The organism is Paracoccus sp. MC1862, from assembly GCF_016617715.1.
Classification (GTDB): domain Bacteria; phylum Pseudomonadota; class Alphaproteobacteria; order Rhodobacterales; family Rhodobacteraceae; genus Paracoccus.
This window is the reverse complement of sequence record NZ_CP067225.1, coordinates 1,133,639-1,148,890: the sequence shown is the minus strand read 5'-3', so window position 1 is coordinate 1,148,890 and position 15,252 is coordinate 1,133,639. Positions and strand designations below refer to the sequence as shown.

Below are 15,252 nucleotides of genomic sequence, written 5' to 3'. Positions count from 1 at the left end.
CTCACATCCCCTTGAATTGCGGCTCGCGCTTGTCGAAGAAGGCCGCGCGGCCCTCGGTGGCGTCCTGGCTGGCCAGCAGCAGCGGCTGGATCAGCGCCTCGTAACCCAGCGCCTCATCGACGGCGCGGGCGAGGAAATCCTTGATATGGGCCTGCGGCAGCGGCGCGCGCCCCGCCGCGGCGCGGGCGAGTTCAACGGCCCGGTCCAGCGCCGCGCCGTTTGGCGTGACGTCATCCACCAGCCCTGCGGAATGCGCGGTGGCGGAGTCGAGCGGTTCCGCGGACAGCATGATCCGCCGCGCCAGCGCCGGGCCGACGCGGGCCGGCAGGCTGCCGAGCATTCCCAGATCGGGGATCAGGCCCACGCGGATAAAGGACGCAAGGAATCGCGCCCCTTCCGCCGCCACGATCCCATCGCAGGACAGCGCGACGGAGAGGCCCGCTCCCGCCGCCCAGCCCTCGACGGCGGCGTAAAGCGGCTTGGGATAGCGCACCATGCGCCGGATCAGGTCGCCATTCCGGGTCAGCCGCTCTCGCGCGCCGGCTACGGTGTCGGTACCCAGTGTCGCCAGATCGCCGCCGGCGCAGAAATTGCCTTCCGCGCCGGTCAGGACCACGGCCCGCACGCTGTTGTCGGTCTGCGCCGAGACCAGCGCCTCGAACAACTGGCCCTTGATCGCCTGGGTCAGCGGGTTGCGCCGCTGCGGCTCGTTTAGCGTCAGGACCACCACGCCGTCCCGATTGTCGCGATCCAGCGCCATCAGGCCGCCTGGGCCTGGGCGTGGCGCTTGCGGTGGGCACTGGCCGAGCCATAGCGGTTCATCAGCACCAGCGTCTTGCGCAGGAACAGGCCGATGTCGGCCTCGTCCGTATAGCCGATCGCGCCGTGCATCTGGATCGACTGTCGGGTAACGAACTGTGCGGCCTCGCTGGCGCGGGTCATCGCGCGGGACACGATGGGTCGCAGATCGCCATCCCCATCAAAGGCCAACGCGGCGTCGCGGATGACGGCGCGGGTGATCTCGATCTGCACCTTCATCTCGACCGCGCGGTGCTGCAGCGCCTGGAAGCTGCCGATGGGCCGGTCGAACTGGCGTCGGGTCTTGAGGTAGTCGAGCGTGATCTCGAACGCCCGCTCCATCACGCCCTGCAGATAGGCGGCATTGGCAAGGGTGGCCGCCTCAAGCGCCCGCGGATCGGCGAAGGGGATGCGGCGCCCCGTCACGCCGTCCAGCCGGACGCAGCCAACATGACCGCCGTCCTGCGTGCGTTCGGTGGTGATTTCGGCGTCCGATGCCGCGATCAGCCAGCCGCCTTCGGCCGTGGTGACCAGCAGCTCGTCGGCGGCGCCCGCCAGCGGCACGAAGCGCTTTTCGCCGCTGAGGCCGTCGCTTTGGACCGTCACGCCGCCGTCCATGTCGGTGCCGTCGGCGGCAAAGCTCCACGCAGGCAGGATCAGGCGCTCGCCCGACAGCGCCTCGGACGGGGCTTCCGGTCCCATCAGGTCGATGGCAAGCTGCGCTTCGATGAAGGGCTCGGGCAACAGCGCGGCGCCCGCCTCGGCGGCGAGGACAGCGTACTCCAGCACCCCCAGCCCCATTCCACCGGAGTCTTCCGGCAGGCGCAGGCCCAGCCAGCCCATCCCGGCGAGTTCGCCCCAAGCCTCGCGGTCAAACCCCGTGTCGGACTTTTCCAGCGCCCGCTGGCGTTTGAAGCCGCCTTGGCGTGGAGCAATCCCGGCGGCGCTTTCGACGAGCATCCGCAGCTGTTCCTGCCGCTCCTCGTCATTAATCCGGATCGAACTCATCCCTTCCCCCCCGTCCATGCGAAATCGAACTTGCCGTTGCCGATGGCGATCACGTCCCGCTCCACCACGCGGGTGCGGAACGAGCCGTCCTTCCAGAACTCGACGCAAAGCGTCTCGCCCGGATAGACGCTGGCGGTGAAGCGCGCGTCGAGGCCGCGGAAGCGGCTGGCGTCATGGCCGCACAGCCCCGCCAACAGCGCGTTCGCGGTCACGCCCAGCGAGCACATCCCGTGCAGGATCGGCCGCTCGAACCCGGCGCGGGCCGCCACCTCAGGGTCCAGGTGCAGGACGTTGTCGTCGCCGTTCCAACGGTAATACAGCGCCTGTTCGGGCCGCGTCTGCACTTCAACCGAGCCGTCCGGCTCAGTTTCGGGCAGCTTGTGGACCGGCTTCACGGGGCCAGTGGGGCCGCCGAAGCCGCCGTCGCCACGCAGGAAGGTGGTGTTGCGGGTCGTGGCCAGCAGCATGCCGGTCTCGGCGTCGCGCAGTTCCTTTTCGGTGTAAAGCAGCGCCCCTTTGCCCTCGCCCTTGTCGATCAGGTCGGTCACGCGGGTCTTGCCCGTGACGCGCCCCCGGTCGGGCAGGGGGGCGTGCAACGTCATCCCCTGCTCGCCATGGACAACCCGCAGCGCATCGACGCCGGTGCGCGGGTCCTTCAGCCAGAAGCCGGGATGGGCCAGCACCAGCGGCATGGTCGGGAACGGCTCGATCCGAGGCAGCCCGCCCGCAAACCGCAGCGCCGCGCGGTTCATGGGGTCGTTCCCGAGACCGAGGGTCAGCGCATAGAACGCGGCCTCGCGGGGGCCGTATTCCTGGACGACCTCGGGAATGTCGAAGTTCAGCAGGTTCTCGGGATCAATCGGCATCGGTTTCCTGGTCCAGTTCGATGACGGCGTCCAGCGCATAGGCTCCGCTGGGCAGCGCGACGACCGGGTTGAGATCGATCGAGACGAGGCGCGGCCCGGCCGCCGCGGCAAAGACCGACAGGCGCGACAGCATCCCGGCCAGCGCGTCCAGATCGGCAGGCGGGCGGCCCCGCGCCCCGGTCAGAAGCGGCGCGGCGCGGGTCGAGAGGATCATCCTCCGGGCGGTGTCCTGATCGAAGGGGCAGGTCTGCACGACCACGTCGTTCAGGATCTCGACGAAGATCCCGCCAAGACCGAAGGCGGCGACCGGGCCGAAGCTGGGATCGCGGTTGATGCCCATGAGGCATTCCACCCCGCCCGAAACCTGCCTGACCACCAGCACCCCGCTGATACGGGCGTCCGGCGCATGGGCCGCGGCGGCTGCGAGGATCGCCTCATAAGCGGCCGCGGCCTCGTCGGCGCTGGCGATGTTCAGCTTCACCCCGCCGATGTCGGACTTGTGCAGGATGTCGGGTGAGACGATCTTCATCACCACCGGATAGCCGATGCGGTCCGCCGCCTGCCGCGTACCGTCGGCGCTGGTCACGACCTCCTCGGGCGGGGCAGCGATGCCCGCACTCGCCAGCAGCGCCTTGGCCTGCGCCTCGTCGGGCGTTTCCGGCGGCAGGGCGACCGGTGCGCCGATCTCGGGGCGCGGCGCCGGGCGGGTGGCCAGCATCCGGCCCACGCGGCCCATCGCGGCAATGGCGCGGACGGCGCGGCTGGGGTCCTGGAAGACAAGGAATCCAGCATCCTCGTAGGACCGCATCACCTCGCTCGGTCCCATCGCGCACAGCACGAGCAGTCGGTCCGGATATTCTGCCCGCAGCGGCGCGAACAGACGCAAAAGCTGGGGCGCGAGATCAGCGCCGCCGGCGACATAGGTGGCGAAGCAGGCGACCGAGGCATAGCCGCCGTCGTCCAGCGCCGCCCGCATGAAGCTTTCGAACAGCGTCAGGTCGTTCAGCGCTTGCGCCGTGCAGTCCAGGGGATTGACCGCCGAAGCGATGGGCAGAAGCTCGCGCAGTCGGTCCTGGGCCTCCTGCGGCATGGGCGGCATCGGCAGGCCCGCCGCCTCTGCCTCGTCCGAGGCGACGATCCCCGCGCCGCCCGAGACGGTGATGAAGCCTAAACTGTTCTCGACCGGATAGATCCGTTGCGTTGCCGCGTAGGCGAAGTCCATCATCTCCTCAGTGTCGCGCACGCGGATCGCGCCGTGGTCGGCCAGAACCGCCTCGGCCACCTTGTCGTCGCCCGTCAGCGAAGCGGTGTGCGATGCCGCCGCGTGCGAGCCGACCGCGCTGCGTCCCGCCTTCAGCACGAAGACCGGCTTTCCCGCCGCGCGCGCGGCATCCAGCCCGCTGAGCAGCGTCCGAGGGTTGTTCAGCCCTTCCAGATAGGCGCAGATCACCTGGATCTGGTCCGACCCGGCCATCCAGCCGATCACGTCGCCCACGGTGATGTCGGCCTCGTTGCCGGTAGCGACGAGGACGCCGGTGCCGAGGCTGCGATCCCGCGCCACCGCCCCCAGATGCGCGCCATAGGCGCCCGACTGGCTGGCGATCCCCACCGTCCCGTTCAGCGGGAAGCCGGTGTCCAGCGAGGATGAAAAAGTTCCATAATACCCCAGCCCCACGTTATAGGCACCCAGGCTGTTCGGCCCCAGCAGCCGCATCCCGTGCCGCCGCGCGGCTTCGACCAGCTGCCGCTGGCCCTCACGCCCAGCCTCGCCCAGTTCGGCAAAGCCCGAGGTGAACAGCGTCACTGCCTTGCATCCACGCTGCCCCAGCGCCTCGACCGCCTCGATCGCAGCCTTGGCCGGCACTGCCACTATGCCCGCCTCCGGCGTATCGGGCAGATCGGCGACCGAGGGGAAGCACTCCAGCCCCTGAATGGTGTCGCGGTTGGGGTTCACTGGCATGATCCGACCCGTGAACCCGGCGCGCAGCATCGCCGCTATGGGGCGCCCGCCGATCCGCAGCGGCTCGCCGGAGGCGCCGATGATTGCCACCGATCGCGGCGCGAGCAGGCTGGAGAGGCCTGAAAAATCGGGCTGGCTCATCGCGTGTTCTCCGACCCGAGGAAAGCGGTGACCTGGCTGGCGAGCGTGCCGCCATTGCCATGCAGCAAGGCCACGTCGCAATTCCCGATCTGCCGCTCGCCCGCGCTGCCGCGGATCTGGCGCACCGACTCGTCGATCAGGAACATCCCATACATGCCGGGGTGGACGCAGGAGAGACCGCCGCCGTTGGTGTTCACCTTCAGCCGCCCGCCCGGCTCGATGCCACCGTTCTCCACGAAGCGCCCACCCTCGCCCTTGGGGCAGAAGCCGAGGTCTTCAAGGAACAGGATCGTGTTGATGGTGAAGGCGTCATAAAGCATGACCAGATCGACATCGTCGTGCGTCAGCCCCGCGATCTCGAACGCCCGTGGCCCGCTTTCGGACGCGGCGGTCACGGTCAGGTCGGGCATTGCAACGATCGAGCGATGCCAGTTGGCCCCCGCTGCGCCGAGGAAATAGACAGGCTTCTGCGGCATGTCCCTTGCCCGCTCAGCGCTGACCATGATGCAGGCCGCAGCACCGTCGGTGACGAGGCAGCAGTCGCCCGATGTCAGCGGGTCCGAAACCATGCGCGAGGCGAGCACATCCTCGCGCGTCAGGGGACCGCGGGCGAAAGCCTCGGGGTTGAGGTTGGCCCATGCCCGCGCGGCGACGGCGACATCGGCAAGCTGTTCGCGCGTGGTGCCGTATTCGTGCATGTGGCGGCTGGCGGCAAGCGCATAGGCGGTGATCGGGTGGCGCGGGTTGTAGGGCGTCTCGTGCCACTGCGGCTCGGACATCGACACCAGCCGCCCGCCCGCGGTGCGCTGGTTCGAGCCGTAGCAGATCAGCGCAACCTCGCAGAGCCCGGCCTCGGTGGCCAGCGCGGCCTGCAGCAGGTGTATCTCGAAGCTCGACCCGCCGACATTGGTGGAATCGAAGTATTTCGGGCGCAGGCCGAGATATTCGACCACACTCATTGACGGGAATGCGTGGCTGCTGGTGGCCGCGAAGACCGCGTCCACGTCCTTCAGCGTCAGCCCGGCATCGGCCACTGCCGCCACCGCCGCCTGTCCCAGCAGTTCCATCGCCGTGAAGCCCGGCGCCTCGCCCACCCCGGCAGTCGCCATTCCGGCGATTGCGGTGCGTCCCTTGATCGGATGTGCCATGTCTTCCCCTTTCCTGCGTTCAGACCGGATCGAAGACGACGCGCGGCGTCTCGCCCGGCTCGATCCGGGCGCGGACACGAGTGCCGATCGGCACGGTCTCTACGGCGGGCAGGGTGGACATCATGCGCGGCCCTTCGGCCAGGTCGATCAGCGCGACGTTGTGGGAGCCCTCGCGCTTGCGGTTGACGGTGATCGCATGGACGGTGCCGTCGCCGCTGGCCTCGACCCACTCCAGATCGGTCGCGCCCGAGGCGGCCACGACGCGCGGCCAGAACACATGCTCTCCTGTCGAGCGCGACCGTTGCAGCATGAACCTGCCCTGCTCCAGAAACGCCTCGTATTCGGCCTGCGGACCTCGCCGGTTATCCTGCGACATGCCGCCCCTCCTCTCGCTGTCAGTTCTTTGTCGGCCAAGCAATTGCCAGCCATCCTCCGATGGGAAGTTTTTCAGCATCCGTGCCATTCCACAAATGCATGTTCTGGATTTCAGTAATAACGTGATGGCATGGAAGGCTGCTTGGCCGCAGCGCAAACGTGCGGCGTCGCTTGAGACGTGGCAGTGAAAAAGGAGGCACGAGGCCTCATTTTCCATGTTTCATTTGCCTCAAGATGCGCAGCCATGGTCCCGGTCGATCCCAGACCCATCTTGCCCCAGAACGGGAAAGACACTCGCTTGCGTGCCGGCTGCACCTCAGTCGATCGTCACCCCCGTCAAGCGAACCATTTCCCCAAGGCGGTCCACCTCGGACCGGATGTAGTCGGCGAACTCCACCGAGGTCCTGATCGGCGCGCGCTCCATCCCCAGCCGCGCCATCAGCGCGGTCATTTCAGGCGAATCGAGCGTCGCCTGAATCGCGTCGTTCAGCGTGTCGACCACATCTTCGGGCATATCAGGCGGGCCGAGAATGCCGAAGGCGGGATTGATATCCTCGATGTCGAATCCCTGCTCGGCAAGGGTAGGAACGTCCGGCAGCACGGCTGATCTTTCTGGTGCGACGGCCAGCGCGGTGAGGGCGCCGCTTTCGATGTAGGGCATCGCCGTCATGGTGTCGGAGAAGACGAGGGAGATGTGCCCGCCCAGCAGATCCTTCATCGCCGCCGCCGTGCCCGGATAGGGAACGTGCATCAACCGGTCGTCCAATTCCCTGCTCAGCATGAACCCCGCGATGTGGGTGGTGTTGCCGGCACCGGCCGAGCCATAGCTGACCCCTTCATTGGCCTTGGCATATTCAGCGAGGCCCTTCATGTCGGTCACGCCGATGCTGGGATTGACCAGCACCACGTTGGGCATGGTTCCGGCAAGGGCGATCGGCGTCAGATCCGTGCGCGGGTCGTAGCCTGCATTGGAATAGAGCGTGGTATTGATGAGCATCGGGCCGGAGCTGACGAACAGGATCGTGTAGCCGTCGGGCTCGGCGCGCACGACGCCGAGGGTTCCGATGTTCCCGGCAGCGCCGGGCTTGTTCTCGACGATGATCGTCTGGCCCAGCTCTTCCTCCAGGCCGGCGGCGATGGCGCGCGCGATTGTGTCATTGGGCCCGCCCGCCGAGAAGGGGACGATCATGTTGATCGTCCTTTCGGGATAGTCGGCCAGGGCGGCGCCTGCCGACACCGAAACGATCGCTGCCAGGGCAATGCCCGGCAGGCCTTTGAAAGATTTCATTATCTCCTCCTCCTCACTTTGACTGATTTGAATTGCACGGCAGGAAATACCCGAAGGATTTCGGGCTTCCCCAAGTGACGCTCGAATCCTCTCGCTGTCAGGTCTTTTTCGGCCAAGCAATTGCCAGCCATCCTCCGGTGGGAAGTTTTGCAGCATCCGTACCATTCCACAAATGCATGTTCTGGATTTCAGCAATAACGTGATGGCATGGAAGGCTGCTTGGCCGCAGCGCAAACGTGCGGCGTCGCTTGGGACGGGCTCTGATGATGTGACCGCCCCCCGACGGCATCTGATGTGCCAAGGTGGGTCTGCAACGATCCACAAAGGGGAGCGGTCATGTCGGAGATTATCACGGTCGGGCTCGATCTGGCGAAGAATGTATTCCAGGTGCATGGAACTGACGGCGCAGGACGAGCCGTTCTGCGCAAGAAGATACGGCGAGGGCAGGTGCTGGAGTTTTTCAGCCAGCTGCCCTCTTGCGTCGTGGCGATGGAAGCCTGTGGCGGCGCTCACTTCTGGGGCCGGGAAATTGGCAAGCTGGGGCATGAGGTGCGGCTGATCCCGCCGGCCTATGTGAAGCCGTTTGTGAAGCGCCAGAAGAATGACATGGCGGACGCCGAGGCCATCTGCGAGGCGGCTATGCGACCCACCATGCGCTTTGTTCCGGTCAAGAGCGAAGAGACGCAGGGCGCGGCAATGGTCTTCCGGGTCCGGGAGTTGCTGATCCGGCAGCGCACGCAGGCGATCAACGCATTGCGCGGCCATCTGACCGAGTTCGGTCAGATCGTGCCACAGGGAGCGGCCAACGCTGCGCGGCTGATCGCGATCGTGGAGGATCCGGATGGCGCTCTCCCTGCTGATGCCGTCCCCAGAGCTATGGCTGAATTTGGGTGACGCGGCTTGATCAGGCGGCGCGGCTTTGGTCGGCGTCGGATTGAGCGACGCCGTCGGTGAATCTGACGCCTTCGATGAGGCGGGGCAACTGGTTTGTGCCGTTGAGCTTGCGCCATGTCTTCGATGCCGCTCTGATCAGGGTGAAGACCATCAGCTTCGCGGTCTTCTGCGACAGCGCGCCCTTCGTCCGGACGGTGCGGTGACGGACGGTGGCGAACACGCTCTCGATCGGGTTCGATGTGCGCAGATGGTCCCAGTGCTCGGCCGGGAAGTCGTAGAAGGCCAGCAAGGCCTCGCTGTCCTTGGTCAGGCACGTCACGCCACGATCGTATTTGGCGGCGTATTTTCCCTCGAAGGTCTCGATGGCCTTCCGCGCCCCGGCGCGGGTTTCGGCATGCGAGATCTCGCGCAGGTCGACGGTAACGGCGGGTTGCATGGACTTCGGAAAATGGTTGAGGATATTGGAGACCTTGTGGAACCAGCAGCGCTGGTGACGGGTGCCGGGGAAGGCCTCGTCCATTGCCTTCCAAAACCCGAGCGCGCCGTCGCCGACGGCCAGCTCCGGCGGCACGGCGAGCCCGCGGGCCTTGAGATCGACCAGCAACTCGCGCCAGCTCTGGGCACTCTCCCGCACCCCGACCTGGAAGCCGAGCAGCTCCTTTCTGCCCTCGGGCGTTGCCCCGATGATCACCAGCATGCACTCGGCCTGCGGCTCCATCCTGGCCTGCAGGTAGACGCCGTCGGCCCAGATGTGGACGTAACGGCGGGCCGAGAGATCACGGCGCTGCCAGCGGTCGTAGTCCTCCTGCCAGCCCGCCGTGAGGCGCGAAATCACGCCCGCCGACAGGTTCGGCGCGTCCGCGCCGAGCAGGGCCGTCAAGGCCTCCTGGAAGTCTCCGGTGGAAACGCCCCGAAGATAAAGCACCGGCAACAGGGCGTCGAGGCTGCGGGAGCGCCGCGCCCACCGCGGCAGGATGTTCGAGGTGAAGCGGATCCTGCTCTCGGCCGGCACCTCGGTGGCGCGGTCGCGCAGCTTCTGGCGCTGCACCGGGATCGGCCCGATGCCGGTCTGGATCAGCCGCTCCGGCCCGGTGCCGTGCCGCACGACGCGCTGGCGGCCATCAGGCAGCCGCTCGTCCGCAAACTGCGCGACGAAGCTGGTCGCCTCGGCCCTGAGCGCCGCCGCCAGCATCTGGCGCGCGCCCTCACGGGCGATCTCGGTCAGCGGATCGACAATCGAACCAGGCTGGTGAAGCGGGGTGATCGTGGTATCGTCCTTCATGGCGTATCGCTCCTTCGGGAGGTTCTGGCAGGCTTCGACACCCGCCACGATACGCCGCCTTCTGTAAGCGCGAGGCCGACGCCCTCCTGCCATTGCTGATCTGAACCGGCCATTCTCCGCGTATGCGGGTGGTGGAGGAGACCGATTTGGCAAGAGACGGCAAATTGGGCGTCTGTTTGGACGGCTCATCCGGTGGCTTGGTTTCCCGACTGGATGTGATCGAGGGGCCAAGCGGACGGCGGCAGCGCACCGAGGCGGAGCGGGCGCGGATTGCGGCTGAAAGCCTGATCTCGGGTATGCGGGTGGCGGAACTCGCCCGCAGGCACGGCACCACGCGTTGGCAGATCTACAATTGGCGCAAGAAGCTGCGGACGGGACAGTTGGTGGTGCCCGAGAGCATGGCGGGCCTGCCGATGTTTGCGGAACTGGTGGTCGAGGGCGGCGCGGCGGTTGTGCCGCAGGCCGAGGCCGCGTCCGAGTTGGAGATCGTCGTCGGCGATGTCGTGATCCGCGCCGGTGCTGACGCCAATGAGGGCCAGCTGACGCGGGCGATCCGCGCGGCTCGGGCGGCAATGTCATGATGCTCGGCCAGGGCGGACCCGTGAAGGTCTTCGTGGCGATGCGGCCGGTGGACTTCCGCAAGGGGATCGATGGCCTGGCGCTGGCGGTGCAGGAGATGTTCGGGCTCGACCCGTTCTGCGGGGCGATCTTTGTGTTCCGATCGAAACGCGCCGACCGGATCAAGCTGCTGGCCTGGGATCAGACCGGGATGGTGCTGGTTCACAAGCGGCTGGAGGGCGGGAAATTCGTCTGGCCGCAGGTGCGGGACGGGGTGATGCGGATGTCCTCCGCGCAACTCGCCGCCTTGTTCGAGGGGCTGGACTGGCGACTGGTCCGGCCGGAGCGGGCGCGTCGTCCGCTGGCAGCAGGGTGAGCGTGATGGTGCGGGAAAGCCCTGTTTTTACTGGTCATATACCGCGCTCCATGATTCACTTCACCCCATGGATGCTGCCGCTCTCGCCCGCGAAAACGCCCTGCTGAAGGCTCGCCTTGCCGAGGTTGAGGCGGTGCTCACCGAGGTGCAGGAGGCCAATCGCCGGCTGGAAGACATCGTGCGCACGGCGCAACGCGAGAAGTTCGGCAAAAGCTCCGAGAAGCTGTCGCCCGACCAGTTCAACCTGCCGCTGGAAGATGCCGAACTGGCCCAGGGCGTGCTCGAGGCGGCACAGGAAAAGGCGGAGGCCGCCCTGAGGGCTGCCAAGGGCACGCATGCGCCCCGCAAGCCCCGGCGCAACCGGGGGCATCTGCCGCCGCATCTGCCGCGGGTCGAGCGGGTGGTCGAGCCTGCCAGCATCCTGTGCCCCTGCGGCTGCGGCGAGATGGCCCGGATCGGCGAGGACGTGTCCGAGCGACTGGACGTCATCCCGGCCCGGTTCCGGGTGCTGGTGACGCGGCGCCCGAAATACGCCTGCCGGCGCTGCTCGCAGGGCATGGCGCAAGCCCATGCCCCCGAGCATGTCGTGCCCGGCGGGTTGCCCACGGAGCAGCTCATCGCCTGGATCATGGTCTCGAAGTTCGGCGACCATCTGCCGTTCTATCGCCAAGCCGGGATCTTCAAGCGGCAGGGCATCGATCTTGACCGCGGGACGCTCGGCAACTGGGTTGGCCGTGCCTGCTTCCACCTGCTGCCGATCATCCGGCACATGCAGGCCCATCTGCGCCGGGCCGATCGCATCTTCGTCGACGAGACCCGCGCGCCGGTGCTGGATCCGGGGCGCAAAACCACGAAGAGCGGCTATTTCTGGGCCGTGGTGTCCGATGATCGCGGCCATGGCGGTGTCGGTCCGCCCATCGTGCTGTTCCATTACGCCCCCGGTCGGGGCAAGGAGCATCCGCTGAACTTCCTCGCCGGGTATCGGGGCCGGTTCCTGCAATGCGATGCCTACCAGGCCTACAACGCGATGACCGAGATCGCGCGCGACAATGGTCCCTGGCGGCTGGTCTACTGCTGGACCCATGTCCGCCGCCGCTTCGTGAAACGCTTCGAGAGCGACCGCTCGCCCATCGCCGAGGAGATGTTGCGCCAGATCGCGCTGCTCTATCAGGTCGAGAAGACCGTGCGCGGCAAGGATGCGGCTGCGCGTCTCGCTGCAAGGCGCGAACATGCGGCCCCCATCATCGCCGCGCTCAAACCTTGGCTGGAGATGCAGCTGCCGCGCATCCCGCAGAAATCCCAAATGGCCGAGGACATCCGCTACGCCCTCGCGCACTGGCCCGGCCTGATCCGCTTCCTCGACGACGGCACACTCGAACTCGACACCAACCCGGTCGAGAACCAGATCCGCCCGATCGCACTTACGAGAAAAAACGCGCTATTTGCCGGCAATGAGGTCGGTGCAGAGAACTGGGCCATGCTCGCCTCGCTGGTCGCAACCTGCAAGATGTCCGGCGTGAACCCGGTCGACTACATCGCCGACACCCTTCGCGCCATCCTCGACGGTCACCCAAAAAGCGCCATCGAGGACCTCATGCCTTGGCGCATCAACCAGCCGTCAAGCATCGCCGCATAGGGCAACGATCTCGCGCTTACCGCCTTCTCAGGCCCCATCACCCAGTTTCAGCCATAGCCCCCGTCCCCACGCTGAAGGCTTTGATCGCGGCACTCACGCATCTGGAGGCAGAGATCAGGAAGCTCGATGCCGAGATCGCCCGGCGCGCCAAGGAGAATGACGTCGCCCGGCGACTGATGACGGTGCCGGGCATCGGGCCGCTGATTGCCACGGCCATCGCTGTTCTGGCGCCGCCACCCGAGACGTTCCGCAAGGCACGCGACTTTGCCGCCTGGCTTGGTCTTGTGCCTCGGCAGCATTCGACCGGCGGCAAGCAACGTCTCGGAGCAACGACCAGAATGGGCGAACGATCCCTGCGACGCCTGCTGATCATTGGCGCCAACAGCGTGGTGATCAAACGTAACGTTCACAAGGAAGCGCAGCCCGGAACATGGCTGGGCAGCCTGCTGTTGCGCAAGCCACCGATGCTGGTGCGGGTGGCTTTGGCGAACAAGATGGCGCGGATCGTCTGGGCCTTGATGGCTCGGGGTGGCATCTACCAATCTCCGGTCGCAGCGGCGTAAGCCGCCGCAGATCGCGAGGACGTCGGAGCGGAAGAGGGCAAGGAGCAGTTTGGCGCAACAGTTGTGAGACGGGATCGGGAAAACCAGTGTGCAACAGAGTGCCTATGAGCACGCGGCTTTGATCTGGACCCGACCTTCGAACACCATACGGGCCCTGCGGCATGGATCGCGCCGCATCATGAGGCCGGACACATGTCAGCACCCGACAACGCGCCAAGATCAGCTTCAAAATCCCTCTTGCGCTTGGGGCGGTTACACATGTTGCACAAATCCCAAGTGGATTCATCTCATGGATCCAGCGTAATAGTCGAGCGGCATGAGCAGACCGACGCCACCCGCCTACAAGACCAGGAACTGGCCGACCTACAACAAAGCGCTCAAGCGCCGTGGCTCGCTGACGATCTGGTTCGATCCCGGCATGACGTGGCAGGCTGCGCCGACCGGCAAACGCGGTCGCCAGCAGGATTACAGTGACGCAGCGATCCAGACCTGTCTGACGATAAAGGTTCTGTTCGGCATGGCGCTCCGCCAGACGACAGGGTTCGTTGAGAGTCTCCTGCAACTGATCGGCCTCAACTGGGCAGTGCCAGACTTCAGCACGCTGTCACGGCGCCAGAAGACGCTGAAGGTCGCTATCCCTTACCGCGGATCGGACGGCCCACTGCACCTCTTGATCGACAGCACAGGCATCAAGGCCGAGGGCTGGGTAATCAGACCCAGCTGGTCATCAGCATAAGTTATTGATTTAGTTTGTCTGTCTATAAGATGTCTATTGCTGGCTATTCAGTGTCCATTTCCCCTGCAACATGGAGCGTCCATCTTGCACTCACACAACATACGGAGACGATCCATGACACTGAACGGCAACAAGCTGCGTGCCCTGCGGGCTCAGAAAGGGCTGTCCCAGAAGGAATTAGCCCAGATGAGCGCCGTTAACCCCAAGACGATCTACAGGGCCGAAAAAGGCAGCCCAGTTGACCAGGAAACCGCTGAGTTCATCGCGGAGGCTCTGGGAGTTTCGGCGCGACTCCTGCGCGGCGACGACGCCCCTGCGCGTTCCGACGCGCTTGGAGAGGTGATCCACTTGCCCTGCCGCTCAGGCCGGCGCCTCGTCGAGAAAATGACTGGCGTCTACAACTTCACGTTCGAGGTTGATGTGGAACCTTCTGGCGCCAATATCGACGCAATCGGGGCGTTTGAGGAGCTTCTTAAACACATACTGCGAGACCCGCGAAATGCAGAAGTCCAAACCGAGGGCCGCCAAACTGATCTGAGGCTTGCCGCCAAAGCCCAGGATACGATCGCCGCGCTCGCCGAACACGGCCTGAACGCCTACCTCGGCGTCTATTCGAGCGGCTCTGTTGCGCAAATCGGCTGAAAGCCGAGGTTCCCCTTTCCCTGGACAGACTCACCCCTCAGCTTCAGTGACGGGTATGCCGAGCGCGGTGTAGCCGTTCAGGACCGCGATGCGGACCTGGAGCTTGGCGACCTGCCGATCGAAGTCTCGGGCCATGAGGCGCTGACCCAGCAACTTCACACAATGCATCTTCGTTTCGGCGCGGCTTCGGCGGTGGTAACCGCTCCATCGTCGCCACAGCGTTCGGCCGAGGTATTTCGACGCGCGCAGGGCCTCGTTGCGTGCCGCAGCCCCGGCGGTGACGGCCTTCCATGGCTTTGCGTTCCTGCGGGCGGGATCACGGCGTGGGCGCCGCGGTCGGCGATCGCATCATGACATTTGCGGGTGTCGTAGGCGCCGTCAGCCGTGACGCTGCCGATCTCCTCGTCGGCCGGGATCTGGCCGAGCAGATCGGGCAGGACTGGCGCATCGCCGATGTGGCTCCCAGTGATCTCGACGGCCCGGACCTCCAGCGTCTGCTCGTCGATCCCAAGGTGGATCCTGCGCCAGACCCGTCGCTTGGGCCCGCCATGCTTGCGGGCATGCCACTCGCCTTCGCCCTCGACCTTGATGCCGGTGCTGTCGATCAGAAGGTGCAGCGGACCCTTGGAGCCCCGATACGGAATGTTCACGGCCAAGGTCTTCTGGCGGCGGCAGAGCGTGCTGAAATCGGGCACCGTCCAATCAAGGCCGATCAGCCGTAGCAGGCTCTCGACGAACCCGGTCGTCTGGCGCAACGCCATGCCGGACAGCACCTTCATGATCAGACATGCTTCGATGGCGGCATCTCTGCAGCTCTGTTGCGGGCCACGCCTGCCTGATGGCGCAGCCTCCCAGCTCATCTCGGGGTCGAACCAGACAGTCAGCGAGCCCCGGCGCTTGAGCGCTTCATTATACGCTGGCCAGTTCCTGGTCATGCAGGTCGGCAATGTCGGTCTGCTCATGACATCGGGCTACCACCCG

Annotated in this window: 12 protein-coding genes and 4 pseudogenes; 7 read left to right on the top strand and 9 right to left on the bottom strand. The window is 66.0% G+C overall.

Translation table 11 applies throughout. The annotated features are described in order from the left end of the window. Position 1: 1 nt before the first annotated feature. The 7 genes from JGR78_RS05755 to JGR78_RS05725 form a co-directional block, all read right to left on the bottom strand. On the bottom strand, positions 2-760 hold the full coding sequence (locus tag JGR78_RS05755) for an enoyl-CoA hydratase/isomerase family protein (RefSeq protein WP_182805877.1): 759 nt from the start codon (positions 758-760) through the stop codon (positions 2-4). Next, positions 760-1,806 (bottom strand): acyl-CoA dehydrogenase family protein, encoded by a 1,047-nt coding sequence (locus tag JGR78_RS05750; RefSeq protein WP_182805875.1) that lies wholly within the window; start codon positions 1,804-1,806, stop codon positions 760-762. The genes JGR78_RS05755 and JGR78_RS05750 overlap by 1 nt, the downstream gene beginning before the upstream one ends. Then, the gene (locus JGR78_RS05745; RefSeq protein WP_182793413.1) at positions 1,803-2,672 is read right to left on the bottom strand and encodes a MaoC/PaaZ C-terminal domain-containing protein; all 870 of its coding nucleotides are present in this window, start codon (positions 2,670-2,672) and stop codon (positions 1,803-1,805) included. Before JGR78_RS05745 ends, JGR78_RS05750 begins: the two co-directional genes overlap by 4 nt. Beyond that, positions 2,662-4,773 carry an acetate--CoA ligase family protein gene (locus tag JGR78_RS05740; protein WP_182793412.1) on the bottom strand — a complete coding sequence of 704 codons (2,112 nt, stop codon included), beginning with the start codon at positions 4,771-4,773 and terminating at the stop codon, positions 2,662-2,664. The genes JGR78_RS05745 and JGR78_RS05740 overlap by 11 nt, the downstream gene beginning before the upstream one ends. Next, positions 4,770-5,921: a thiolase gene (locus JGR78_RS05735; RefSeq protein ID WP_182805872.1), complete on the bottom strand. Its 1,152-nt coding sequence runs from the start codon at positions 5,919-5,921 to the stop codon at positions 4,770-4,772. Before JGR78_RS05735 ends, JGR78_RS05740 begins: the two co-directional genes overlap by 4 nt. A 19-nt stretch (positions 5,922-5,940) precedes the next feature. Then, the gene (locus JGR78_RS05730; protein ID WP_182793410.1) at positions 5,941-6,297 is read right to left on the bottom strand and encodes a Zn-ribbon domain-containing OB-fold protein; all 357 of its coding nucleotides are present in this window, start codon (positions 6,295-6,297) and stop codon (positions 5,941-5,943) included. 315 nt (positions 6,298-6,612) lie between these two features. After that, positions 6,613-7,584: a tripartite tricarboxylate transporter substrate binding protein gene (locus JGR78_RS05725; protein ID WP_182805870.1), complete on the bottom strand. Its 972-nt coding sequence runs from the start codon at positions 7,582-7,584 to the stop codon at positions 6,613-6,615. 336 nt (positions 7,585-7,920) lie between these two features. On the opposite strand from JGR78_RS05725, the pseudogene JGR78_RS05720 reads away from it, so the two are divergent. Then, positions 7,921-8,454 (top strand): annotated as a pseudogene (locus JGR78_RS05720) (IS110 family transposase); the annotation flags it as partial. A gap of 34 nt (positions 8,455-8,488) precedes the next feature. Here JGR78_RS05720 and JGR78_RS05715 read toward each other — a convergent pair. Continuing rightward, on the bottom strand, positions 8,489-9,760 hold the full coding sequence (locus JGR78_RS05715) for an IS256 family transposase (protein WP_200559460.1): 1,272 nt from the start codon (positions 9,758-9,760) through the stop codon (positions 8,489-8,491). Positions 9,761-9,957: 197 nt separating this feature from the next. On the opposite strand from JGR78_RS05715, the gene JGR78_RS05710 reads away from it, so the two are divergent. The 6 genes and pseudogenes from JGR78_RS05710 (at position 9,958) to JGR78_RS05685 (ending at position 14,271) form a co-directional block, all read left to right on the top strand. After that, on the top strand, positions 9,958-10,341 hold the full coding sequence (locus JGR78_RS05710) for a transposase (RefSeq protein WP_200559294.1): 384 nt from the start codon (positions 9,958-9,960) through the stop codon (positions 10,339-10,341). Next, positions 10,338-10,694, top strand: coding sequence for an IS66 family insertion sequence element accessory protein TnpB (gene tnpB, locus JGR78_RS05705; protein WP_200559292.1), 357 nt, complete (start codon positions 10,338-10,340; stop codon positions 10,692-10,694). Before JGR78_RS05710 ends, tnpB begins: the two co-directional genes overlap by 4 nt. Positions 10,695-10,761: 67 nt before the next feature. Continuing rightward, on the top strand, positions 10,762-12,330 hold the full coding sequence (locus tag JGR78_RS05700) for an IS66 family transposase (RefSeq protein WP_182806247.1): 1,569 nt from the start codon (positions 10,762-10,764) through the stop codon (positions 12,328-12,330). Positions 12,331-12,392: 62 nt separating this feature from the next. Then, positions 12,393-12,893, top strand: a pseudogene (locus JGR78_RS05695) (IS110 family transposase); the annotation flags it as partial. A 316-nt stretch (positions 12,894-13,209) separates the two neighbouring features. Next, positions 13,210-13,596: pseudogene (locus JGR78_RS05690) on the top strand (IS5 family transposase); the annotation flags it as partial. 147 nt (positions 13,597-13,743) lie between these two features. Further along, the gene (locus JGR78_RS05685; RefSeq protein ID WP_182793408.1) at positions 13,744-14,271 is read left to right on the top strand and encodes a helix-turn-helix domain-containing protein; all 528 of its coding nucleotides are present in this window, start codon (positions 13,744-13,746) and stop codon (positions 14,269-14,271) included. A gap of 30 nt (positions 14,272-14,301) precedes the next feature. Here the strand turns inward: JGR78_RS05685 and JGR78_RS05680 are convergent. Beyond that, positions 14,302-15,233: pseudogene (locus JGR78_RS05680) on the bottom strand (IS5 family transposase). Between the last annotated feature and the right edge of the window lie 19 nt (positions 15,234-15,252).